The following is a 23821-nucleotide window of genomic DNA, read 5'->3' on the forward strand; positions in this document are numbered from 1 at the left end:
GGAAAGCCCGACCTGCGTCGCCAGGGGCGTCGTCGCACGGTTCACCTTCCCGACCCACGTGTGGACAGCTCCTGCACAGGTCAGGATCATTGACCGCGGAGACGTAATTGAAGGGTGACGAGTGAAGATTCCCGGCGTTTCCAGCGTCGTCGCTGGGGTGGCTGGTGGGGCCGCACAGGTGGTGCGGGCCGGCGTATCCACCGCGGCGGGAGCCGCCGGTGCCCTGCAGACGTTGGCCAGCCCGGTGGCCGAGCTCGCCGGCCCGGTGATCCAGTCGATGGCGCAGACCACCGGCCGGGCCATCGGGTTGGACGGCTCGGCCGACGGCGCGCCCGCGATCGTGCCGCCGGTGCGCTGGCACAGCGGGCGGCGCGTGCACCTGGACCTGGACCCGCTGCTGCCCTTCCCCCGCTGGCACGAGTACGCGCCGGCCGTCGAGGAGCCGGTGCGCAGGATCCCGGGGGTGGCCAAGGCGCACGTCGAGGGCTCGCTGGGCCGGCTGGTGGTCGAACTCGCCGACGACGCCGACGACGCCGCCGTGCTGGACGAGGTGCGCTCGACCGTGGCCTCCGTCGCCGCGGACATCAGCTGGTCCAAGGCGGAGGCGGCCCCGCCGTCGGCGCCGTTCGCCGACCCGGGCAACCCGCTGGCGATCCTGGTGCCGCTCACCGCGGCGGCGCTGGATCTGGTGGCCATGGGTGCGGCGGTCACCGGCTGGGTGACCCGGCTGCCCGCCGCGCCGCAAACCACCCGGGCCGCGGCCGCGCTGATCAACCACCAACCGCGCATGGTGTCCATCCTGGAGGCGCGGCTGGGCCGGGTGGGCACCGACATCGCGCTCGCCGCGACGACGGCCGCCGCGCACGGCCTCACCCAGTCGTTCGGCACCCCGCTGCTCGACCTGACCCAGCGCACCCTGCAGATTTCCGAGGCGGCGGCACACCGCCGGGTGTGGCGGGACCGCGAGCCACAGCTGGCCTCGCCGGACCGGCCGCAGGCCCCGGTGGTGCCGGTCATCTCGTCGGCCAAGTCCGAGGTGCCCCGGCACAGCTGGGCGGCCGCGGCCGCCGGTGAGGCGTCGCACGTCGTGGTCGGCGGGACCATCGACGCCGCGATGGACAAGGCGAAGGGCTCGATGGCGGGGCCGGTGGAAAGCTACGTCGACTCCGCGGCCAACGGCTCGTTGATCGCCGCGGTGAGCGCGCTGGTGGCCGGCGGCGGCACCGAGGACGCGGCGGCGGCCATCGAGGCCGGGGTGCCGCGAGCCGCGCACATGGGTCGCCAGGCGTTCGCCGCGGTGCTGGGTCGCGGGCTGGCCAACTCCGGGCAGCTGGTGCTCGACCCCGGCGCGCTGCGCCGCCTGGACCGGGTCAAGGTGGTGGTCATCGACGGCGCGGCGCTGCGCGGCGACCACCGCGCCGTGCTGCGGGTCCGCGGCGAGGCGCCCGGCTGGGACGACGACCGGGTCTACGAGGTCGCCGACGCGCTGCTGCACGGCGAGGAGGCCCCCGAGCCCGACCCCGACGAGTTGCCCGCGACCGGCGCCCGGCTGAGATGGGTGCCGTCCCAAGGACCTTCGGCCATGCCCGCGCAGGGCCTGGAAAGCGCCGACCTGATCGTCGACGGCGACCGCGTCGGCCGCGTCGACGTGGGCTGGGAGGTCGACCCGTACGCGATTCCGCTGTTCCAGACCGCGCACCGCACCGGCGCCCGGGTGGTGCTGCGGCACGTCGCCGGCACCGAGGACCTCACCGCCAGCGTCGGCGCCACGCATCCGCCCGGCACCCCGCTGCTGAACGTGGTCCGCGAGCTGCGCGCCGACCGGGGGCCGGTGCTGCTGATCACCGCGCTGCACCGCGACTTCGCGTCGACCGACACCCTGGCCGCCCTGGCCATCGCGGATGTCGGTGTGGCCCTTGATGATCCGCGCGCCGCGACGGCCTGGACCGCCGACATCATCACCGGCACCGACCTGGCCGACGCGGTGCGGATCCTGTCGGCGATCCCGGTGGCCCGCTCGGCCAGCGAGTCGGCGGTGCACCTGGCCCAGGGCGGCACCACGCTGGCCGGGCTGCTGCTGGTCACCGGTGAGCAGGAGAAGGGCGCCAGCCCGTTGAGCTTCCGGCGCTGGCTCAACCCGGTCAACGCCGCGGCGGCCACCGCGCTGGTGGCGGGAACCTTCTCGGCCACCCGGGTGCTGCGGCTGCCCGATCCCACTCCGCAACCGCTGACCGCCTGGCACGCGCTGGATCCCGAGATCGTCTACTCCCGGCTGGCCGGCGGCGCGCGGCCGCTGGCCGTGGAGACCGAGCCGTCGTGGCGGCGCCGCCTCGACGACCTGTCCTACAGCCCGGCCCTGGCGCCGCTGCGGGCGCCGCTGCAGAACGTGCTGCGGCTGGCGTCGGCCACCCGCACCGAGCTGGCCGATCCGCTGACCCCCATCCTGGCCGTCGGCGCGGCGGCCTCGGCCATCGTCGGCAGCAACATCGACGCGCTACTGGTCGCCGGCGTTATGACCGTCAACGCGATAACCGGTGGGGCGCAACGACTTCGGGCCGAGTCGGCGGCCGCCGAGCTGTTCGCCGAGCAGGACCAGATGGTGCGCCGGGTGGTGGTGCCGGCGGTGGCGACCACCCGCCGCCGACTGGAGGCCGCCCGGCACGCCACCCGCACCGCGACGGTGTCCGCCAAGTCGCTGCGGCCCGGCGACGTCATCGACCTGGCCGCACCGGAAGTGGTGCCCGCCGACGCCCGGCTGCTGGAGGCCGAAGACCTCGAGGTCGACGAGTCGCTGCTGACCGGGGAGTCGCTGCCGGTGGACAAGCAGGTGGAGCCCGTCGCCGTCAACGACCCCGACCGCGCCAGCATGCTGTTCGAGGGCAGCACCATCGTGGCCGGGCACGCCCGGGCGATCGTGGTGGCCACCGGCGTGGGGACCGCCGCGCACCGCGCCATCTCGGCCGTCGCCGACGTGGAAACCGCGGCGGGGGTGCAGGCCCGGCTGCGCGAGCTCACCAGCAAGGTGCTGCCGCTGACGCTGGCCGGCGGTGCCGCGGTGTCGACGCTGGCGCTGCTGCGCCGCGCGTCGCTGCGCCAGGCGGTGGCCGACGGCGTGGCGATCGCGGTGGCCGCCGTCCCCGAGGGGCTGCCGCTGGTGGCCACCCTGTCCCAGCTGTCGGCCGCGCAGCGGCTGACCGCCCGCGGCGCCCTGGTCCGCGCGCCCCGCACCATCGAGGCGCTGGGCCGCGTCGACACCGTCTGTTTCGACAAGACCGGCACGCTCACCGAGAACCGGCTGCGGGTGGTGTGCGCGGTGCCCGACGACGTCAACCCGCACGACCCGTTCCCGGAGCTGACCGCCCCGCAGTCGGCGGAGCTGGTGCGGGCCGCCGCGCGGGCGTCCGCCCGGCCGCAGGAGGGGCAGGGGCATGCGCACGCCACCGACGAGGCGATCCTGACCGCCGCGAGTTCGCTGAACGGGCAACGGGATTCGGACTGGTCGATGATCGCCGAGGTGCCGTTCGAGTCCAGCCGCGGCTTCGCCGCCGCGATCGGCACCGTGGGCAACGCCAACGGGAACCCCTCGGACACACCGGTGCTCATCCTCAAGGGGGCGCCCGAGGTGATCCTGCCGCGCTGCCGGTTCGCCGACCCGGAGGCCGACCAGCAGCGGGCCGAGGCGGTGGTGCGGGGCCTGGCCGAACAGGGCTTGCGGGTGCTCGCGGTGGCGCAGCGGGGCTGGAAGCACGACACCGACGACGACGACACCGACGCCGACGCGGTGGACGCCGCCGCGCACAACCTGGAACTGCTCGGCTACGTCGGTCTGGCCGACACCGCCCGCGCGTCGGCGCGCCCGCTGATCGAGGCGCTGCTGGACGCCGAGCGCGACGTCGTGCTGATCACCGGCGACCACCCGATCACCGCGCGGGCGATCGCCCGCCAGCTGGGCCTGCCGGCCGACGCCCGGGTGGTCACCGGCGCCGAGCTGGCCGGCCTGGACGAGGACGCGTGCGCCAAGCTGGTCGCCGACGTGCAGGTGTTCGCCCGGGTCAGCCCGGAGCAGAAGGTGCAGATCGTGGCCGCCCTGCAGCGCTGCGGACGGGTGACCGCGATGGTCGGCGACGGCGCCAACGACGCCGCGGCGATCCGGATGGCCGACGTCGGCATCGGGGTGAGCGGGCGCGGTTCGTCGGCCGCCCGCGGCGCGGCCGACATCGTGCTGACCGACCAGGACCTGAGCGTGCTGCTGGACGCCCTGGTCGAGGGCCGCAGCATGTGGGCCGGGGTGCGCGACGCCGTCACGATCCTGGTCGGCGGCAACGTGGGCGAGGTGCTGTTCACCATCATCGGCACCGCCTTCGGCGCCGGCCGGGCCCCGGTGGGCACCCGGCAGCTGCTGCTGGTCAACCTGCTCACCGACATGTTCCCCGCGCTGGCGGTCGCGGTCACCTCGCAGTACGTCGAACCCGACGAAGCCGAGTACCCCTCCGCCGCGGACGCCGAGGCCGCCCGGCGCGAGCACCGCCGCGCGGTGCTGACCGGACCCACCCCCTCGCTGGACGCCCCGCTGATGCGCCAGATCGTCACCCGCGGCGCGGTCACCGCGGCCGGGGCGACCGCGGCCTGGGCCATCGGCCGGTGGACCCCGGGCACCGAACGCCGCACGGCGACAATGGGTTTGACCGCGCTGGTGACCACCCAGCTGGCGCAGACGCTGCTGACCCGCCGGCACAGCCCGCTGGTGGTGGCGACCGCGCTGGGCAGCGCGGGGGTGTTGGTCGGCATCGTGCAGACCCCGGTGCTCAGCCAGTTCTTCGGCTGCACGCCGTTGGGGCCGGTCGCCTGGACCGGGGTGCTGGGTTCCACCGCGGGCGCCACCGCGATCTCGGCGCTGGCCCCCAACTGGCTGGCCAAACAGGTCGCCGCCCTCGAGCCCGGCCAGCAGGATGCCTAACGGTTCCTAACCGGGCAGTTCCTTGCGCAGCACCTTGCCGGTCGGGTTGCGCGGAATGCTCGCCACGATGTTGATGTCGCGTGGCTGCTCGAACCGCGAGACCCGGTCCTTGAGGTAGTCGTGCAGCTGCGCCGCGTCGACGCCGCTGCCGGGGTGCAGCACCACGAACGCCGCCAGGCGGTGGCCGAACCGCTCGTCGGGAACGCCGATCACCGCGTTGTCGGCGACGGCGGGGTGCGCGGCGAGCGCGTTCTCCACCGCGCGCGGGTAGACGTTCTCCCCGCCGGAGATGATCATGTCGTCCTCCCGGCCGACGATGAACAGTCGGCCGGCGTTGTCCAGGTAGCCCATGTCGCCGGTGCTGGTCATGCCGTCGACGACGGTCTTCCCGCCGCCGTCGGTGTAGCGGGTGCCGGCCAGCTCGCCGCCGACGAAGATGCGCCCGGTCACCCGCGGGCCGACCGGCCGGTTGTTGCGGTCCAGGATCCGCACCGGGCAGCCGGCGACGGGTTTCCCGACGGTTTCCGGGGCGTCGCGCAGGTCCGCCGGTGTCGCCAGCGCCCCGATGCCCACCTCGGTGGAGCCGTAGCCGTTGTAGAGGATGTCGCCGTAGGTGTCCATGAACCGCTGTCCCAGCGTGGGATCGAGTCGGTCGCCGCTGGACATCACGACACGCAACTGCGGCAACGGATTTCGCGCCCGCACCCGCGGCGGCAGCTCGAGGATGCGGGCCAGCACCACCGGAACTGCGGTGAAGGCGTCGGCCCGGTGCAGCGAGGCCTGGGCCAGCGCGGCTTCGGCGTCGAAATGGCGATGGGTCAGCACCGTGCCGCCCAGGGCGATGGTGAGCATCAGCATGCCCAGGCCCAACCCGTGAAACATCGGCATTGCCACCGAGATTCGCGATCCGGTGCGCAGCCGGGTGCGGTCCAGGATGGTAACCCACACCCCCACCGCGGAGCGCAGCCGCGGGGCGCGCGGCACCCCCTTGGGTTTCCCGGTGGTCCCCGAGGTCAGCAGCACGATCCGGCCGGGCGCGGCGACGGCCGGTCGCCCGCCGCTCTCCTCGGCGCCGGCGGTGGCCGGGTCGATGACGGCGACCGCGTCGTCGGCGGCCGCGATCCGCTCGGCGAATTCGTTGTCGGCCACCACCGTCGAGATGTGGTGGGCGCGCAGCGCGGCCGCCAGCGCGTCACTGCGGAACTCGGTGCTGATCGGGACGACGTCGGCGCCGAGCAGGGTAACCGCGAAAACCGCTGTGACAAAACCGCGTCCGTTGCGGCACATGACCCCGACCGCCCGGCCGAGCGCGACGCCGTCGCGGGTCAACCGCCGCGCCAGCGATTCGGTGGCGCGCTGCAGCTCGCGGTAGGACAGCGCGCCGTCGTCGTCGATGATCGCGGTGCGGCCCGGCCAGCGGGCCGCGGTGACCGCCAACAGCGTGTAGGGGTTGGTGCCGCCGCGGCTCGCCTCGCGAAGCAGCCGCAGAACCGCCCGCGGCGAGGGTGGGTTGAGCAGACCGGAGCGCACCAGCGCCCGGGCGGCGGTGGGCGCCACCCGTTCAGCGCTCACGGCCGGCCTCCTCGGCGTCGGTGAAGAACCGGCGATGCCACAGCCGTGCGGCGCGGTCCGCCGGGCCGGCCAGCAGCACCGAGGCCAGCTCGGCCGGCAGCACCCAGGGCGGCTCGAGGGTGCGCGGCCGCTCGATGACGGCCTTGGCGATGACGTCGGCCGCCTGGTCCGGTGACAGGCCGGGCAGCCGGCCCAAAACCGGTGTGGGCGCGATCATCCGGGTCCGGACCAACGCGAAGTAGACCGTGCTGACGTGCACGCCGTCGGCGTGCAATTCGGGGGCCACGCTGCGCAGCCACCGGTCGAAGGCTCCCTTGGACGCCTGGTAGGCGCCCCACTGCGGACCCGGCACCACCCGCACCCCGACGCTGGACACGTTCACGACGTGCCCGCGGCCGTTGTCGCGCATGGCCGGTAACAGCCCGAGCAGCAACCGGACCGGCCCCAGGTAGTTGACGTCGATGGTGCGCTGGAAGTCGTGCGGCCGGTCGTACTGGTGATGCAGCGAGCGGCGCAGCGACTTGCCGGCGTTGCTCACCACGACGTCGAGCGGGCCGTGCTCCTCGGTGATCTGTTTGGTCAGGGCGCTCACCGCGGATTCGTCGGTGAGGTCGGTCGGGTAGGCGACCGCCCGCCCGCCGCCGGCGTTGATCGCCGCCGTCAGCTCGCCGAGCCGCTCCTCGGAGCGGGCGACCACCAGCACCGTCGCGCCGGCGGCGGCCGGGCGGCGCGCGGTCGCCTCGCCGATGCCGTAGGAGGCGCCGGTCACCAGGACCGTCCTGCCGCCGACGGCGCCGCGCAACCGGTCCGGGTCCGACACCCGCGCCGGGTTGGCCACCCGGTCGGCCACCGTGTTGAGGACCTTGTCGAGGGCCTGCGCTATTGCGTTCACCTTCGCCGCCGCATTCGTTCGAGCCGCCTGAACCACAAGTAGCAGACCACATCCCGGCCGGCCGTCGTGCCCCGGCCCGGATGTTCGCCGAATGCCGGTGCGGCGCACCCGCGCCCGGGGGATGGGCACACCCGCCGGATGCGCGCCGCGCGCAACCGATCTCAGCCGTCCGCCCGGGCGGCGGCGCATTTATGAGAACACGGTAATTTCAGCGTTTCCTGGGTTTAAGCGGCGTGTCGGCTGGGCACAATGGCGACATGTTGGCACGCCATGTCATTCGTTCTCTCGGTTCAGCACTAGTTATGGCAGCCTCGGGTGTGGCCGCGTCGGCGGTGTCCGGTTCGGTCATCCCCACCGCTGCGGCCCAATGTCCGGACGTGCAAGTGGTCTTCGCGCGGGGCACCGGTGAAGCCCCCGGCGTCGGCCCCACCGGACAGGCCTTCGTCGACGCCCTGCACCAACGCGTGGGGGGCCGCTCCTTCGACGTCTACCCGGTCAACTACCCGGCCACCGATCAGTGGGACACAGGCATCGACGGCATCCGGGACGCCGGCGCACACGTCGTCTCGATGGCCCACGACTGCCCCAACACCAAGATGGTGCTCGGCGGCTACTCGCAGGGCGCGGCCGTGATGGGCTTCGTCACCTCGCCGGCCGTGCCCGACGGCATCGACCCGGCCACCGTGCCCAAACCCCTCACCCCGGACGTCGCCAACCACGTCTCCTCGGTCGTGCTGTTCGGCATGCCCAACGTGCGCGCGATGAACTTCCTCGGCGAACCGCCCGTGGTCATCGGTCCGCTCTTCCAGGACAAGACCCTCAAGGTGTGCGCCACCGAGGACCCGGTGTGCTCGGACGGCATGAACTTCGCCGCCCACGACACCTACGCCGACGACGGCGCCATGATCGACAAGGGCGTCTCCTTCGCCTCCAGCCACCTCGGCCTCGGCGGTCCCGGCGCGGCGTCGGTCGCCTCCGGGCACGGCAATTTCGGGGAGTGAGCGCACCGCGGGCCGCTAGTCCCCGATGAACCCCTTGGTGCGCATCAGCGCGTCGGCCAGATATCCGTCGTGCGGGAGGCCCGGGGCGGTCGACCACGTCGGGCGCCCGCGGTAGACGCTGCCGATGGTCGGCTCGGCGACCAGGGCGTCGATCAGTGTGTCGTCGCCGGTGATCGCGGTGACCACCAGTGAGCGCCGCAGCGGCGCGAGCGCCGCGGCCCGCCCGCCCTCGCGCGACCAGCCCGTCACCCACACGCACGGGAAGGGCAGCTCGAGGTTGAGCAGTTCCGGGTCCGGCTCGGTCAGCACGTGTACGGCCGGGCGCAGCGCGGCCTGCCCGCCGCCGAGGTCGGCGACCACCTGGTCGGCCCCCAGCAGCGGCGTCGCCCCGGCGGCCTTGGCCGCCAGGTAGTTCGCCAGGGTGCGCGCCCGCGGCAGCGGCAGGGTCGGCAGCATCGCCCGCTCGTCGTCGGCGGGCAGCGGCTCGATCGCGGCGAGCCGCTCCGCGACGGCCGCGGCCAGCGGCGCCGGATCACCCTCGTAGAGCACCGCGGTGGCGTTGACGCACGCCATCCCGCCGTGGCGGGCGACCGAGTCGACGACGACGTCGAGGCACTCCCGCCAGTCCTGCTCGGCGGTGATGACGATCTTGCTGCGGCCGGGGCCGTTCACGATCACCGCCGGATCGGCGGCGTACTTGTCCACCACGCGTTGCCCGCCGTACACCATGGCCAGGTCGGCCGAGGCGATGATCTCGTCGGCCCCGGCGTGGTCGGTGGGCAGGTAGACGACGTCGTGCGGGCGAAATCCCGCCTGCCGCAACGCCGTCACCAGCCGGTGCCCGGTCAGCGGCTCGCGCCGCGAGGGGCGCACCGCCACCCGGTAGCCCAGCGCCAGCACCTGCGGCCACAGCCCGTGCACCCCGGGCCCGTTTCCGGCGGCATGCACGGCGAACACCTCGCCGCGCCGCACCCACAGCGCACCGCCCCCACGGACGCGCGGCTCGCGCCAGTCCGGCACCGCCCCAGCCGGCCGCGCCGAGGCCACCGCGTCGAACGCGCCGGCCAGGCCGTCGGCCACACCGCGCGCCGCGGCGCGGGTGATCGCCACGGGCAACCCCGAAATCCGGGCGGCCAAACCGGCGTACGCCTCGAAATCGAGTCCGGCGATCACCCCGTCGGTGAACACCTCGGCGGCCCGCGACAGCGCCGCCCGCCGGTCGGCGGGCGGCAGCGGCGCGGCCTTGCGTTGCGCACCGAGCGTGCGCGAAACATACAGCGGCGGAACGAGACTCAGTCGCGCGACGGCCACCCCGGCGGTGGTGGTGACGGTTTCGGTGTTGCGGGTCCGGTAGTCGCCGTCGGGTCCTAGCGCATCAAGATACAGAAGATCGCCTGCGCTGCAAGGGTTTTCATCCGTCACGCTCAGTACACGCCCTCGATGACGGTCTCACCCTCGAAGCTTTGCACGGGCCGCACCTCGCTGAGCGAGTCGCTGAGCTCACCCGCCGGGCCGGGCCTGCGGACGGCCAGGTCGCGCTCCAGGTTGTTCGGGATGAACATGGTCCTGCTGAGGTGGTGCATCACCACCTGCCCGGGCTGCCCGTAGCGCACCCGTTCGCCGGTGTCGGGGTCGACCACCCAGAACACGACGTAGGGGGTGCGGGGGTCGAAGACGAACGTATCGCCGTCGGTGCGGGTGACCGCCTGCGAGAGCACCATGGTGCTGCCGAAGGCCATGGTGATCGTGGTCCGCGGGAAGATGCCGCGCAGCAGGTCGAGGGTGTCGGCGTCAACGTGCGCGCCGCTGAGCAACAGGTAGCCGATCTTGGCGTCGACCAGCTCGACCACCCGGTCGTCGCGGGCCATCGCCGTCAGCAGCGGACCGGTGGTGTGCAGGTTCGCCACGTCCTGGGTCTGCAGCACGAACACGGCCTGCTCGACGACGTGCTCGACATAGCCGGCCACGTCCGCGGCGGCGTCGCGGGCGGCGAGCTTCTTGACCCAGCGCGGGTCGATGTCGACGGCGTGGAACACCGCGCCGAGCCGCTGGGACACCAGCCGGGAGAAGTAGCCGACACCGTGCGGGCCGCTCGGCATCATGCACAGGAAGCCTTCGCCGCGGCGAAACCCGCCGGCCGCGAAGTCCTCGGTCTGCCAGTCGACGACCTGGGCGACCCAATCCGGCATCTGCACGGTGCGTTTCGGTGCGCCGGTGGTGCCGCCGGATTCGAAGATCAGCGGGCGGTCCTGGGCCGGATAGCCGCGCGGGATGAGATCGCCCACCGCGACGTGGCGCAGTTCGTTGACCAGGTTCGGAAACCTGCGCAAGTCGTCGAACGTGTGCACGTCGGTCAACGGGTCGAAGCTCAGCGTCCGGGCGGTCCGCAGCCAGAACGGCGAACCGGTGTCCGCCCCGAAGTGCCAGGCGATCACGGCGCGCAGGTAGGCCTCGGGGTCGTCGACCGGTGCGGCTCGCGGCACGTCCAACAACGAGAAGTCGATCCCGGTCATGCCGTCGATCCTGTCCCATCGGCGGGCCGTCCGCCAAGGATCCCCGCCGCCGGCGCAGGCGCTGTATTGTGTTATTTCACAAGGATTTTCATTGGTGTGCACGCGATGTTCAACGCGGCGCCGCGTTGCCTAGCGGCCGGATGCGGCCGTCATCGCCTCGTTGAAACCGGGGTAGATGTCGTCGAAGGTGCCGTCCCGCTCGGCGAAGCGGAAGGCCTTGACCCGCTCCACGACGATCTCGTCGGCCTGGGGTTGGGTCTGCAGCAGCGTCATGGTCTCGGTGATGTACTCGTCCAGCGGCATCGCCCGGGGGTCGAATCCGCGCTCGCCCTGCAGCGCGGTCTGCACCTGGGGCGGGATGATCTCGATCACCTGAACCGGGGTCTCGCGCAGCTGGAAGCGCAGCGATTGGGTGTAGGAGTGCAGCGCCGCCTTGCTGGCACAGTAGGTCGGGGTCAGCGCGCTGGGCATGAACGCCAGCCCGGAGGTGACGTTGAGGATCGCGGCGTGCGGTCGGCGCAGCAGCGCCGGCAACAGCGTCGCGATGAGCCGGATGGGGCCCAGCAGGTTCACCGCCAGGGTCTGCTCGGCCAGACCGGCATTGCCGCTGATGAGGTCCTCGACCCGTTGCATGCCGGCGTTGTTGACCACCACGTTGAGGTCCGGGTAGTGGTCGGTGACCTCGGTGGCGAATCGCCGGATGTCCGCGGGATCCCCCAGATCGAGCGACAGGGTCTGGATGCCCGGGTTCGCCTCGGCGACCGCCCGCAGTTGCTCGCCGCGCCGGGCGGCGATGATCACCCGGTTGCCCAGCCGGTGGAACGCTTCGGCCAGGCCGCGGCCGATTCCGGTGCCGCCGCCGGTGACCAACACGGTGTTCCCCGTCATCTGCATCGCGGTTCTCCTTCGCTCTGAGTGCGCCGGTTCGACCCCTACTCGACCGACGTTGCGGATGCCCCAATGCGAAGCGGGCTAACCACGAATCCTGCCCCCACGGCGGCCGCTCCGATAGTGTCCGCGGGCCGCATGCCCTCGCGGCCCGGTCTCAGGCGGCGGCGCGGTTGTGCAGCCGGCGCGGGTCGACGCCGGCCCGGCTCCACGCCTGCGCCGCCCACGGCGTGTAGAGCACCCGCACCGGCAGCCGGTTGATCAGCGGATTGAGCGCCCGCATCAGCGCGGCGAAACGCTGAAACCGCTTCTCCTTCTTGGCATCCCAGCGCAGTTGGCACACCTCGCGCATCTGCGGCGGCAGGGTTCCGACCACCACCAGGCGGGCGTAGGCGTTCAGCGGCGCCGAAACGATTTTCCAGACGGGCCGCGGCATCCAGCGCGGACCCGGTATGCCCTTGCGGAGGTAGCCGGTGCCGTACAGCACGGTTTTGTGCGGCACGAACCGGTCGAGCATCTCGTCCCAGTAGGCCAGGAAGTCGTCGTAGGTCTGCGGTTGCCCGCGGTCGCTGACGCCGTAGAGGCTGTACCAGACCTTGCCCTCGTTGAAGATCTGCTCCTTCTCGGCCCGGGTCAGCCGGCGGATGAAGGTGTCGGTGTTGTAGATGACCTGGTCGACGAAGCTGGCGTGCGCCCAGTAGAACAGCTCCGGGTTCAGCGCGTGATACCTGGACCCGTCGCTGATGGTGCCCTTGATGGTCTTGTGGAAGTCGCGGACCTTGCGGCCCCATTCCTGGGGATCGTCGGAGTAGACGGTGTTCATCAGCGGAGGCGCGGTCCGCTTGGCCCGGCCGAGCGTGTCGCTGAAGATCACCGAGTGGTCCAGCACGCCCTGGGCGAGCTGCTCGATGCAGTTCTCCACGCCGGCGGTGCGCTGGAATCCGAACAGCTGGGTCCGGTTGTCGCCGTAGAACTTCCAGATCAACGAATCGGGTCCCAGCCGCGGCGCGTCGGCGGCGTCGCGGGCCGACCAGTCCGGCCCGTCGGTGGGCATCGGCACCGCCTCGCGCACGCCGTTGTCGAAATCCCATGCCGCCCGCTGCGCAGTCACCCAACCTCCTCGGCCGATACGGCAAAACCTAACGATGAACCAGAGAAACAAATTAGTATCTTTGTTTCATGATAACATCGGTTCGTCCAGACCGCCGTGGGGGTGTGAGCCATGCAGAGCCACCGCGCGGACGCCGCTGCGGGCGAGCGGACCGATCTGGACCGCCTCATCCTGGACACCGCGCGCGGCGTGTTCGAGACCTACGGCGTGCGGCGCGCCAACATCGACGACGTCGCCGCCCGGGCCGGGGTCAGCCGCAGCACCATCTACCGGCGGTTTCCCACCAAGGAGAACCTGTTCGGCCAGGTGGTGCGCCGCGAGGCCGAGCTCTTCTTCAGCACCCTGGACCAGGCGACCGCCGGATGCGATCCCCAGCAGGCGGTGATCGAGGCCTTCGCGCTGGGGGTGCGACTGGTCAAGGACTCCGCGCTGTATTCGCGGATCGCCGAGAGCGAGCCCGAACTGTTCGGGCTGTTTTCCCGCTCGCAGGTGTTCCCGATCCGCCAGTTCGCCGACGGCATCGCGCACACGCTGCGGCGGTGCGGCGCCGAGCAGGCCGAGCCGGACCTGGACAACATCGCCGACATCCTGCTGCGCGTCGCGCTGGGCATCATCGTCTTCCCCACCGACCGGCTGGACACCGCGGACCCCGCGGCCGTGCGCGACTACGCCGCCCGCTACTTGGTGCCGATCATCGGCCGCTGACCCGGCCCGCAGTGTCGGGCACCTGAATTAGCCTGATAGCCGTGCCTGGGTTTTCTGGGACACCGCGCACCCGCTACGCCAGCTGCGGCGACACCGACATCGCCTACCAGGTGCTCGGCGACGGGCCGATCGACCTGGTGCTGCTGCCCGGGCCGTCGATCCCGATCGACTCCGTCGACGCCGAGCCGTCGATGTACCGCTTCCACCGCCGGCTCGCCGCCTTCGCCCGGGTGATCCGGCTCGACCAGCGCGGCATCGGGCTGTCCTCCCGGGTGCCCTCGGTCGACGTGATCGGACCGGAGTTCTGGGCCCGCGACGTCGTCTCGGTGATGGACGCGGTGGGCTGTGAGCGGGCCACCGTCGTCGCGCCGAGCTTCACCTCGATGACCGGGCTGGTGCTGGCGGCCGATTACCCGGACCGGGTGAGCAGCCTGGTGATCATCAACGGCGCGGCCCGCACCGTCTACGCCCCCGACTACCCGATGGGCGCCCGGATCGAGACCCTGGACCCGTACACCACCGTCGCGGTCGACCCCGACGCCGTCGACCAGGGCTTCGACATGCTCGGCCTGATCGCCCCCAGCGTCGCCGGCGACGCCGCCTTCCGCAGCTGGTGGGACGCCGCGGGCAACCGCGCGGCCTCGCCCAGCATGGCCCGCGCGATGATCCTGTCCATCCGGCACGCCGACGTGCGCGACCGGCTGGCGCGCATCGCGGCCCCGACGCTGATCCTGCACCGCACCGACTGCGTCTTCACCTCGGTCGACCACGGCCGCTACCTCGCCGAGCACATCGCCGGATCGCGTTTCGTGCCGCTGCCGGGCGAAGACACCCTGTACTGGGTGGGCGACACCGGGCCCACGCTCGACGAGATCGAGGAGTTCATCACCGGGGTGCGGGGCGGTTCGGAGGCCGAGCGGCTGCTCACCACCATCGTGTTCACCGACATCGTCGGCTCCACCGAACGCGCCGCCGCGCTCGGCGACTACCGCTGGCGCGACCTGCTGGACAACCACGACAGGATCGTGCGCCACGAACTGCAGCGCTTCGGCGGGCGGGAGGTCAACACCGCCGGCGACGGATTCGTCGCCACCTTCAGCAGCCCGAGCGCGGCCATCTCGTGCGCCGACGCCCTCGTCGACGCGGTCGCCGCGCTGGGCATCGAGGTGCGCGTCGGCATCCACGCCGGCGAGGTCGAGGTGCGCGGCGCCCGCAAGGACGACATCGCGGGCATGGCCGTGCACATCGGCGCGCGGGTGGCCGCGCTCGCGGGCCCGGGTGAGGTGCTGGTGTCGTCCACGCTGCGCGACATCGTCACCGGCTCGCGGCACCGGTTCGGCGACCGCGGCGAGACCGCGCTCAAGGGCGTGCCGGGACAGTGGCGGCTCTACCGCCTGCTGCGCGAGCACGCCGCCGCCGAGCGGTGAACACCCGCGACTCGGCGTAGGCTGCCAACGGGGGATGCGCCGGGTCGGCGGCTTTCCGGTTTTTCTGGTCGATTCCGGCGTTCCCGCTTGGCTTTTCCGCGATGGAGTCCTCGAAGGAGTTAGGCATGACCGATGTGCACACCTCGCTGCCTCCCGCGCTGCGACGGGCGCTGGACCTTCTCATCGATCCGCCGGCCGACCCCGACGTGAGCAAGGGCTATCTCGATCTGCTCGGCGGCGCGGCCGACGAGGACGCGGGCGTGCCGAGGAACACCGGCCCGATCCAGGCGGCCTGGGCGTCGCCGATCGGGTCGCTGCTCTACGACAACGCCCAGGCGTTGTCTCGCCGCTGGATCAGCGCCTGGCAGCTGCCGCTGGAGTGGCTGCAGATCCCCCGGGGCGGTGTCGCGCTGGACGTCGGATCGGGCCCGGGCAACGTGACGGCGTCACTGGCGCGGGCCGCCGGACCCGACGGACTGGCGCTGGGCATCGACATCTCCGAGCCGATGCTCGCCCGCGCCGTGCGCAACGAGGCCGGGCCGCAGGTCGGCTTCATCAAGGCCGACGCGCAGCGACTTCCGTTGCGCGACAACACCGTCGACGCGGCGGTCTCGACCGCGGTGCTGCAGCTGGTCCCCAAACCACAGGCCGCGCTCGTCGAGATCGCGCGGGTGCTGCGACCGGGCGGCAGGCTGGCCGTCATGGTCCCGACCGCCGGCCGCCTGGCCCGCTATTGGCGGCTGTTGCCCAATGTGGGGGCGCATGCGTTCGACGACGACGAGATCGGTGACATCTTGGAGGAGAACGGATTCGCCAGCGTTCGGGTCAAGAACTTCGGCACCTTCCAGTGGGTGCGCGCCAAGCTGGGCTGAGCCCCCGGGCGCCGTTCAGTCGCCCGATTGCGCCAGCGTGGCAAGCCGGTCCATCGACTCGCGCAGCATCTCCGGCGTCGTGGCCCGGGCCCGCTGCAACCGGGTGGGATCGGTCAGCGCCGTCCAGTCGTAGGTGTGGGTCACCGTGGTCAGTTCGGCGTTGACCGGGCTCAGCTCCCAGCGCCACAGGTGACCGGGCGGCTGCTTGCCGGGCTCGGCTGGGCACCAAGCGATTACGCTGCCCTCGACGAATTCGGTGACGTGGTTCTCGCGCACCGCGCCGTTGGTCAGCGTCATCTTGAACACGTCGCCCACCCGATGGACGCGCTGCCCGGGCGCGGCCGAGGCCAGGTTGTCGTTGCCGTCCCAGCCGGGCTGGCGGGCCGGGTCGGCGATCAGCTCGAAGATGCGGGCGGCGTTGGCCGCGATCACCCGGGTGGCGCTGACGATGCGTTCGGCTTCCGTGTCGGACATACCGCTATCCAAACACGCCGCCGCACGAGTTTCGCCACAGCAGCCGGTACCGGTAGTACACGCCGCGCCGGATGACGGCCCCGGGCAAGACGTCCTCGGCCGCCCGCCGGATTTCGTCCAGGCTCTCCCGGGGGTCGGCCACGGCCACGCCGATGTCGCGGGTCTCCCGGTGCAACAACCCCGCGGCCCGCACGACCGGCAGGCACAGACCCGCCCACAGCCAGTCGGCGACGCTTTTGTTGGCGGACAATCCGACGACCGCCAATTCGCCTGCCGGCCGCAGCATTTGACGCGCCTTGCCCAAGGCGTCGCGCAGCGGTACGTGATGCAGGCTGGCCACGAAGGTGATCAGGTCGAAGGACTGGGCGGGCGCCTGGAAGTCCTGGAAGCGTGCCTGCTGGACGCAGGCGTTGTCGACGCGCTCGAGTCGCCGAGCGGCCCGCCGCACCGAGGCCGGGTCGGCGTCGATCCCGACGACGCTGCGCGACACCGGGGCCAAGCGCGCGGCCAGCAGGCCGTCGCCGCACCCGACGTCGAGCACATCCCCGCGGTGCCGCGCGGCGATCCCGACCAGCCAGGGGTGGTAGGCGGAGTTGTGGTTCCAGTACTCACCGGGATTCGCGTCGTGATGCACAGGCGTCCAGTCTGCCCCGGCGGGTCAACAGCGTTCCACGCCCTTGGACATGAGGCGCGGCCCGCGAACGGCCGGGCGGCGGTTACCGGTGAGCACCGCGCGCACCGCCTGGCACGCGCGCGACGTCAGCGGCCCCACCGCGACGAGACGGACCGAACCCGGCGAAATCCGGGAGGTGAGGGTGGCCACGATCTGATCCTTCGGCTCGGAGTGGGAGTCCATTGAATTGCAGCACCGCCGTTTTGCGGGGATGCCGCGCCGCGGTGAACGCCGTGATAAGCCGCACTGTGGCCTACCGCACACGCCGATCAGCGAAACCGGGTGAATCGGCGCAGATATCCGGGCAGCCGGCGCGCCGGTAGCACCTTGGGCCAGTCGTCGGCGCGGAAGTACGCGTCGGTGCCGCCGTCGACGAATACCACGCTGCCGCAAAGGAAGTCGGCGGCATCCGACAGCATGAAACACATCCACTCGGCCAGCTGGCCGGGGTCGCCGAAACCGCCGACCGGGACGGGGAACGACCGGACCGCCCGGGCCTGCCGGGGCGTGGACAACTGCTCCTGCAGCAGCGGTGTCATGATCGCCCCGGGCAACAGGGCGTTCAACCGCACCCCCGAGCCCGCCCACTCCGCCAGCACGGCATGGCGGCGCACCCAGCGGCTGACCGCGAGTTTTGACGCCCCGTACATCATGGTCGGCGCGGCCGGTCCGAACAGCCGCACCGATCGCAACGCCTTGTCGGCGTCGTGCGCCAGCAGAGCGTTGACCGTGCGGCGCGGCACCGTGGGCATCGTCGTGGCCGAATTACTGGCCACCACAACGACTTTGGCGTTCCCGGCGGCCGCCAGCGCCGGTCGCCAGGCCTGCAGCAGCTCGACGACGCCGAAATAGTTCACCGCGGCGATCTGGCGGACCCGGTCGCGCGCCGGGCTGGGTCCCAGCCCGGCCGCCAGCACCGCGCCGTCGAGCCGGTCACCGGCCTGCGAGAGCACCCGGGCGGCGGCGTCGGCGCGGCCTGCCGGGGTGGACAGGTCGGCGATGACGTCGGCGTCCTTGATGTCGACGCCGATGACGGTGTGGCCGCCGTCGCGGAGGCGTTGCGCGGTCTCGCGTCCCATTCCGGACGCCGATCCGGTGATCGCATAGGTTCCCATTCGGTCAGCTCCCCGCGGCGGCGCGCTCGACGTCGAGCAGTTGCTCGCCGCGCCGTTCGGCGTCGTAGGCCGCCCGCCCGCCGCGCAGCCCGAACAGCCGCTTGGAGATCAACAGGTAGATCACCGCGGCGACATTGATGGCGAAGGTCACCACCCGGGTCATCGTGATGCCCTTGGCCAGGTCGTGGATCTCCAGCGGCAGGAAGACCGAGGTGGCGATCACCGCGAAGTATTCGCCCCAGCGCTTGAGCAACCACAGGCCGACGCCCTCGACCACCTCCACCAGCGCGTAGCCGACCAGCATCAAGGTCAGCAGCGCCAGGGTGGACGGCTTGGTGGCCAGCGCCTTTTCCAGCTCGTGCACGATGGTCATCTGGTCGACCTTGAAGCCGGCGGCGCGAAAGATCGGCAGATCGCGGTCCAGGGTGGCCTGGATGGCGCCGCGCGCACCGCGGAACTTCCACACCGCGTAGGCGGCCAGCGCGATCACCAGCGCCCGGAACAGCCGTTCCACCGCCAGCACCCGAATGATGATGGCCTGCCGTAATGCCTTGCCGCGCATGATCATCGGCGCGTCTTCGGCCGGGCCGCGCCGGTGCGCAGGGCCGACGGTGAACTCGCCGCAGCGCAGGCAGCGCCACACCTGGCCCAGCCCGGTGGTGCCGCTGAGCCGGTCGGCCAGCGCCGGCTCGTCGGGCGCGTAGGTGGCGTGCCCGGCCAGCGCGCAGGTGACCAACTCCCAGCGGTTGAGACCGCGATCTTTGGGCATGGCCGATCATCGACTGCCGGTGGTCGACGGCGCAAGTGCGCAGTGCGCGCGTGTCAGACGGCGGCATCGACCGCGCCGGATGCCGGCCGCGACCGGCTCAGCGCCGTCGTTTCGTCGGTGAGATGTTTTCCGATGACCCGGATCTGGCGCGCGCTCAGCGGGCACAGCGGGTGCACGGCCACCATCAGCGACGCCCGCCCGCGGTGGTCGAAGACCGGCGCGGCGATGGTCACCACCGGTTGTTTGCGGCGGCCGGGGTTGTCGTCGGACAGGAACCCGATGGTGGTGAACTCGACCAGCAGCCGATCCATGATGTGGCGCACCGGCGTCGGCATCTCGCTGCTGTCCAGGGTGCCGACCACCTGGACGGCCTGGGCCAGCGCGGGCGTCGTCCAGTCGACGTCGAATCCGCGTTCCCGGGTGTGCGCCAGTACCTGTCGCAGGCGCTGGACGCGATCGGCGTTGCTGCCGGCGCCGCGCTGGATCCAGGCGCGCTGCTCCTCCTCGGTGTCCCAGGCCGCCATCGCCACCCCGAACGGCGGAGCGTAGGGGATGCGATCGCCCGGGATGCCCGACGGCTGGGTGGCGGGCTCGCCCTCGAAGGCGGTGACCACCAGGGAATCCCCGAACTTCTCCACCACCGAACAGGCGTACCCGACCGCGCCGGACAGCCGCAGCGCCGCCGCGCGCGCCGCATGCGCCAGCGGCCGCGCCGTGTCGGTGCGCGCGGCCACCACCGCCAGCGCGGGTCCCAGGGCGAAGGTCTTGTCGACCGGGTCGCGGCTGGCCCAGCCGCGGTCGCACAGCGTCTTGAGGATGGCGTGCGCCGTCGCCTGGGTGAGGCCCAGCTCGCGCACCACGTCGGAGAACCGCAGCCGCGCGCTCGGCGACCGCGCCAGCAGCTCGACCACATCGAGCACCCGGGCGGTCGGCGCTGACGTCGATCCGCGAATCGCTTGACTCCTTCGGGCCAGGACTTACAGTGAGACGAACATTCGAGATGTTATATCGACTATTCGAGAAGGTGAAACGCCGTTGCGCGCTGTGGTGTTACGCGACGACCGGTTGCAGGTGCGCGAGACACCGGACCCAGAACCGGGGCCGGGCGAGTTGTTGCTGCGCACCCTGAGCACCGCGATCTGCGCGTCCGACGTGCACTTCATGGACCACCCCGAGCTGGCCCTCGACGATCCGACCGGGCGCTCGCTGTACGACAGCGGTCGCGACATCGTGCTCGGTCACGAGTTCGTGGGCGAGGTCGTCGGGCACGGGCCGGGCTGCACCGGCCAGTTCGCCATCGGCACCCGCGTCACCGCCATGCCGGTGCGCCTGGTCGACGGCGGGGCAGGCGGCATGCGGATCATCGGCCAGCACCCGGACGCCCAGGGCAGTTTCGCTGAGCTGCTGGTGGTTTCCGAAGCGGCGGCCAAGCCCGTGCCCGGCGAGGTGTCCAGCGACGCCGTCGCCGTGACCGACGCGTTCGCGGTCGGCGAGTTCTACGTGCGCTCTGCGCGCCTGCAACCGGGCGAGGTGGCGATCGTCATTGGCGCGGGAGCGATCGGCCTCTCGGCCGTCGCCGCGCTCGCCGCGCGCGGCGTGGAGCCGATCATCGTGGCGGACTTCCGGGCCGACCGCCGCCGGTTGGCCGCCGACAGCTTCGGCGCGCACCTTCTGGTCGACCCGCGCGAGGAATCCCCGTTCGCGGCGTTCAACGCGGCCCGCGCGCGGTACGGAATACCCGGTCCGGCAGCGGTATTCGAGTGCGTCGGCGCGCCCGGACTGATCCAGAACCTGGTCGAATCCGCCGAGATGGGCACCCGCATCTACTGTGCCGGCGGCTGGTACACCGGCGACACCCTCGACATCACCACCGCCACCCGCCAGGGCGTCACCATCCAGTTCGGCGGCGGGCCGCACCCGCAGGACTGGTACGGCACGCTCGACGCGATCGTGGCGGGACGACTGGACCCGCTGCCGAGCGTGGGCAAGATCATCGGCCTCGACGAGGTACCCGACGCCCTGGAGCTGGCCCGCCGGTCCGACGGCCCGCCCCGCATCATCGTCCATCCGAACGGAGACACCCGATGAGCGAAAGAGAAGACCGGCAAGACATTTCCGAGCTGCTGGTGCGCTACGCCACCGGGATCGACCGCCGGGACTGGCCACTGTTCCGCACCGTGTTCACCGACGACTGCGTGCTCGACTACGGCGAGATCGGCCACTGGACCGGCGTCGACGCCGTCGCGGATTTCATGGAGCAGGTGCACGCGCTGGCCGGGCACACCCTGCACCGGCTGACCAACCAGGCCATCACGGTCGAGGGCGACCGCGCCACGGCGCGCACCTACATCGACGGGCTGATCATGGCCGGCGACAACAACTCCGGCGTCAACGCGATCGGTTTCTACGACGACGAAATGGTGCGCACCGCACACGGATGGCGCATCGCCCGCCGGCGCTACACCCAGGTGCGGCTGACCACCGTCGGGGTCGGGTCATGAGTTTCGCGGCCAGGTACGGGCCGTGGGCGCTGGTGGACGGCGCCTCGGACGGCGTGGGCGCGGCGTTCGCCGAAGGCCTGGCCGAGCGCGGCGTCAACGTGGTGCTGCTGGCCCGCCGGCAAGACGTTCTGGACCGGGTCGCCGCCCGGATCCGTGCCGGCACCTCGGCCCAAACCCGCACGCTGGCAATCGATCTCGCGCACCCCGGGGCGGCCAAGGCGATCACCGCGGCCACCGCCGACGTGACGATCGGGATGCTGGTCTACTGCGCGGGCGCCGACCCGGACTTCAAACCGTTCCTTGCCAATCGGATCGAAGCCGCCGAGGCGATGGTGCAGCGCAACTGCATGGTGCCCATGCAGCTGTGTCACCACTACGCCCCGGCCATGGTCGAGCGGGGCGCCGGCGGCATCGTCCTGTTCGGTTCCGGCGCCGGGCTGGCCGGCGGGCCCAACATGGTCGCCTACGGCGCCTCCAAGGCATTCGACATGGTCTTCGCCGAGGCGCTGTGGGCCGAACTGCACGACAAGGGGGTCGACGTGCTGGGGCTCATCCTGGGCAAGACCGATACCCCGGCGTTGCGCGCCCTCGAATACAGCCGCGGCCAGATCGCGTCGCCCGACCAGGCGCCGTCGGACGCGGCGGCCGTGTCCGACGTCATCGCCGAGGCGTTCGAGAACCTCGGCAACGGGCCCACCCTGATGGTCGGCGACACCATGCGCGCCGCGGCGCAGCTGCTGGCATCGCTGAGCCGCAACCAGGCCGTCGAGCTGTTCGCCCAGGCCGCGGCGGCGGCCATGGGCCCGGACGACTAGCGGGAACCCAAGCCGTTCGCTGGGCGTCATACTCCACAGCGGCGAGGTTTGCCAAAGTTCCAAATCAGGCAATCCTAACTTTTGCTTCCATAGCGCCCTGGACAGCAAATATAGGGGTCCGGTCGGTGCGGCTTTCGCCCGCCCGCCGCGTTGCTGACCGCTCGGGTCGCGGGTAGCTTGGGTAACCGGTTCGCCACGGCACCGAGCCGAATCACGATCGCCACCGCCTGCGAAGGATGACGATGCTCGCCATAGACAGGCCCGCCGCCGTCGCCACCACGGCGCGCTGGCGGCGGCGCACCCTGACGCGGTCCGGACTGATCACCGGCGCGTTCGTCGCCCCCGCGGTGGCCGTCCGGATCACCGGCGTGCACACCGGGGCGGTGGCCGCCCTGCTGATCTTCGGGGCCGCGGTGGTGGCGGCCAGCTTCCTGTTGGCGTGGGCCGCCGAGACCGCCCAGATCGACGTCTCCGGCGGGCTGGCCACGGCGCTGCTCGCCGTGATCGCGGTGCTGCCCGAATACGCGGTGGGCCTCTACTACGCCTACGTGTCCGGCCACAACGCCGACTACACGCAGTACGCCGCGGCCAACATGACCGGATCCAACCGGCTGCTGATGGGCCTGGGCTGGCCGGTCGTGGTGCTGGTCAGCATCGTGGTGGCGCGCAGGTCCGGATCCGACAGGCCCGCCGGCCTGGCGCTGCTGCCAGCAAACCGCGTCGAACTCGGCTTCCTGTTGATCGCCGGGGTGATCGCCTTCGCGATACCGGCCAGCGGCCAAATCCATTTCGGGCTGGGGTTGGCGTTGCTGGCCTGGTTCGGGTTCTACCTCTACAAGATCAGCCACGGCAACGTCGAGGAGCCGGACCTGATCGGCACCGCCGCCGCGCTGGGCGAGCTGCCCGACGGCCGCCGGCGGATCGCCGTGGTCGGCCTCTTCCTGGTGTCCGGTGCGGTGATCCTGTTGTGCGCCAAGCCGTTTGCCGACAACCTGGTGGCCGCCGGTACCGAACTGGGCGTCAACCGGTTCCTGCTGGTGCAGTGGCTGGCCCCGCTGGCCTCCGAGGCTCCGGAGTTCATCATCGCCACGATCTTCGCCAGCCGGGGCAAGGGCACGACGGCCATCGCCACCCTGATCTCGTCCAAGGTCAACCAGTGGACGCTGCTGATCGGCTCGTTGCCCCTCGCCCACCTGCTCGGTGGCGGCGGGTTCGCGCTTCACCTCGATTCGCGTCAGGTGGAGGAGGTGCTGCTCACGGCGACCCAGACGATGATGGGGGTGGCGCTGATCCTGGCGCTGCGCTTCCACCGGTCGGCGGCGCTGGCGCTGCTGGCGTTGTTCGTCGTGCAATTCCCGATCTTCTCCACCCAGGGGCGGCTGCTGCTGTGCGGCGTCTACACCGCGGTGGCCGTCGTGGCGCTGATCGGCTACCGGCGTCACCTGGCCGCCACGCTGCGGGCGCCGTTCTTCGGCACCGCGATCCGGCACAGCGGTCACCCGCACCATCCGGTGCCGGACCCCTGACCCGCGGCGG

The 23821-nt window shown here is 71.8% G+C and carries 21 protein-coding genes; 9 read left to right on the forward strand and 12 right to left on the reverse strand.

The window, feature by feature from the left end; genetic code table 11:
* The first annotated feature begins 121 nt into the window (after window positions 1-121).
* On the forward strand, window positions 122-4957 hold the full coding sequence (locus MAA44156_RS22705; RefSeq protein WP_029248663.1) for a cation-translocating P-type ATPase: 4836 nt from the start codon (window positions 122-124) through the stop codon (window positions 4955-4957).
* Window positions 4958-4963: 6 nt separating this feature from the next.
* On the opposite strand, the gene MAA44156_RS22710 is transcribed toward MAA44156_RS22705, so the two are convergent.
* Entirely contained in the window at window positions 4964-6529 is a 1566-nt protein-coding gene (locus MAA44156_RS22710) for an AMP-binding protein (protein ID WP_009979868.1), read from the reverse strand.
* A complete protein-coding gene (locus MAA44156_RS22715; protein ID WP_009979869.1) occupies window positions 6519-7421 on the reverse strand; it encodes an SDR family NAD(P)-dependent oxidoreductase in 903 nt (300 codons plus the stop codon). Before MAA44156_RS22715 ends, MAA44156_RS22710 begins: the two co-directional genes overlap by 11 nt.
* A gap of 257 nt (window positions 7422-7678) precedes the next feature.
* Here MAA44156_RS22715 and MAA44156_RS22720 point away from each other — a divergent pair, with 257 nt between their 5' ends.
* The gene (locus MAA44156_RS22720) at window positions 7679-8422 is read left to right on the forward strand and encodes a cutinase family protein (protein WP_016705838.1); all 744 of its coding nucleotides are present in this window, start codon (window positions 7679-7681) and stop codon (window positions 8420-8422) included.
* A gap of 15 nt (window positions 8423-8437) precedes the next feature.
* Here MAA44156_RS22720 and MAA44156_RS22725 read toward each other — a convergent pair whose 3' ends face one another.
* From MAA44156_RS22725 to MAA44156_RS22740, 4 genes are all read right to left on the reverse strand, one after another.
* On the reverse strand, window positions 8438-9844 hold the full coding sequence (locus tag MAA44156_RS22725; protein ID WP_121035758.1) for an aldehyde dehydrogenase family protein: 1407 nt from the start codon (window positions 9842-9844) through the stop codon (window positions 8438-8440).
* 2 nt (window positions 9845-9846) lie between these two features.
* Window positions 9847-10935, reverse strand: coding sequence for an acyl-CoA synthetase family protein (locus MAA44156_RS22730; RefSeq protein WP_009979875.1), 1089 nt, complete (start codon window positions 10933-10935; stop codon window positions 9847-9849).
* A gap of 129 nt (window positions 10936-11064) precedes the next feature.
* Window positions 11065-11829 (reverse strand): SDR family oxidoreductase, encoded by a 765-nt coding sequence (locus MAA44156_RS22735; RefSeq protein WP_009979877.1) that lies wholly within the window; start codon window positions 11827-11829, stop codon window positions 11065-11067.
* A gap of 151 nt (window positions 11830-11980) precedes the next feature.
* Window positions 11981-12877 carry an oxygenase MpaB family protein gene (locus MAA44156_RS22740; protein ID WP_224111699.1) on the reverse strand — a complete coding sequence of 299 codons (897 nt, stop codon included), beginning with the start codon at window positions 12875-12877 and terminating at the stop codon, window positions 11981-11983.
* A gap of 168 nt (window positions 12878-13045) precedes the next feature.
* Here MAA44156_RS22740 and MAA44156_RS22745 point away from each other — a divergent pair, with 168 nt between their 5' ends.
* From MAA44156_RS22745 to MAA44156_RS22755, 3 genes are all read left to right on the forward strand, one after another.
* Window positions 13046-13639: a TetR/AcrR family transcriptional regulator gene (locus MAA44156_RS22745; protein WP_009979879.1), complete on the forward strand. Its 594-nt coding sequence runs from the start codon at window positions 13046-13048 to the stop codon at window positions 13637-13639.
* A 41-nt stretch (window positions 13640-13680) separates the two neighbouring features.
* The gene (locus MAA44156_RS22750) at window positions 13681-15066 is read left to right on the forward strand and encodes a bifunctional lipase/adenylate cyclase LipJ (protein WP_009979880.1); all 1386 of its coding nucleotides are present in this window, start codon (window positions 13681-13683) and stop codon (window positions 15064-15066) included.
* A gap of 125 nt (window positions 15067-15191) precedes the next feature.
* Window positions 15192-15938 (forward strand): methyltransferase domain-containing protein, encoded by a 747-nt coding sequence (locus MAA44156_RS22755; RefSeq protein WP_009979883.1) that lies wholly within the window; start codon window positions 15192-15194, stop codon window positions 15936-15938.
* Between the two features lie 15 nt (window positions 15939-15953).
* Here the strand turns inward: MAA44156_RS22755 and MAA44156_RS22760 are convergent, their stop codons facing one another.
* The 6 genes from MAA44156_RS22760 to MAA44156_RS22785 form a co-directional block, all read right to left on the reverse strand.
* Window positions 15954-16412 carry an SRPBCC family protein gene (locus MAA44156_RS22760; RefSeq protein WP_009979886.1) on the reverse strand — a complete coding sequence of 153 codons (459 nt, stop codon included), beginning with the start codon at window positions 16410-16412 and terminating at the stop codon, window positions 15954-15956.
* 4 nt (window positions 16413-16416) lie between these two features.
* Window positions 16417-17046, reverse strand: a complete 630-nt coding sequence (locus MAA44156_RS22765; RefSeq protein WP_009979888.1) for a class I SAM-dependent methyltransferase — start codon at window positions 17044-17046, stop codon at window positions 16417-16419.
* Between the two features lie 24 nt (window positions 17047-17070).
* Window positions 17071-17235 (reverse strand): hypothetical protein, encoded by a 165-nt coding sequence (locus MAA44156_RS22770; protein ID WP_224110951.1) that lies wholly within the window; start codon window positions 17233-17235, stop codon window positions 17071-17073.
* A 119-nt stretch (window positions 17236-17354) separates the two neighbouring features.
* Window positions 17355-18200, reverse strand: coding sequence for an SDR family oxidoreductase (locus MAA44156_RS22775; RefSeq protein WP_009979889.1), 846 nt, complete (start codon window positions 18198-18200; stop codon window positions 17355-17357).
* 4 nt (window positions 18201-18204) lie between these two features.
* Complete coding sequence (locus tag MAA44156_RS22780; RefSeq protein ID WP_009979890.1) at window positions 18205-18969, reverse strand: DUF2127 domain-containing protein; 765 nt, start codon at window positions 18967-18969, stop codon at window positions 18205-18207.
* A 53-nt stretch (window positions 18970-19022) separates the two neighbouring features.
* Entirely contained in the window at window positions 19023-19889 is an 867-nt protein-coding gene (locus tag MAA44156_RS22785; RefSeq protein ID WP_009979892.1) for a helix-turn-helix domain-containing protein, read from the reverse strand.
* 124 nt (window positions 19890-20013) lie between these two features.
* Here MAA44156_RS22785 and MAA44156_RS22790 point away from each other — a divergent pair, with 124 nt between their 5' ends.
* The 4 genes from MAA44156_RS22790 to MAA44156_RS22805 all read left to right on the forward strand — a co-directional run bounded on the left by MAA44156_RS22790 (window position 20014) and on the right by MAA44156_RS22805 (window position 23811).
* Window positions 20014-21057 carry a zinc-binding dehydrogenase gene (locus tag MAA44156_RS22790; protein ID WP_009979893.1) on the forward strand — a complete coding sequence of 348 codons (1044 nt, stop codon included), beginning with the start codon at window positions 20014-20016 and terminating at the stop codon, window positions 21055-21057.
* Entirely contained in the window at window positions 21054-21470 is a 417-nt protein-coding gene (locus MAA44156_RS22795; RefSeq protein ID WP_009979894.1) for a nuclear transport factor 2 family protein, read from the forward strand. Before MAA44156_RS22790 ends, MAA44156_RS22795 begins: the two co-directional genes overlap by 4 nt.
* Window positions 21467-22285, forward strand: coding sequence for an SDR family NAD(P)-dependent oxidoreductase (locus MAA44156_RS22800; RefSeq protein ID WP_009979896.1), 819 nt, complete (start codon window positions 21467-21469; stop codon window positions 22283-22285). Before MAA44156_RS22795 ends, MAA44156_RS22800 begins: the two co-directional genes overlap by 4 nt.
* A 236-nt stretch (window positions 22286-22521) precedes the next feature.
* Window positions 22522-23811: a calcium:cation antiporter family protein gene (locus MAA44156_RS22805; protein WP_009979897.1), complete on the forward strand. Its 1290-nt coding sequence runs from the start codon at window positions 22522-22524 to the stop codon at window positions 23809-23811.
* Window positions 23812-23821 lie beyond the last annotated feature (10 nt).

Origin of the sequence: Mycobacterium avium subsp. avium (assembly GCF_009741445.1) — a bacterium.
Taxonomy (GTDB): domain Bacteria; phylum Actinomycetota; class Actinomycetes; order Mycobacteriales; family Mycobacteriaceae; genus Mycobacterium; species Mycobacterium avium.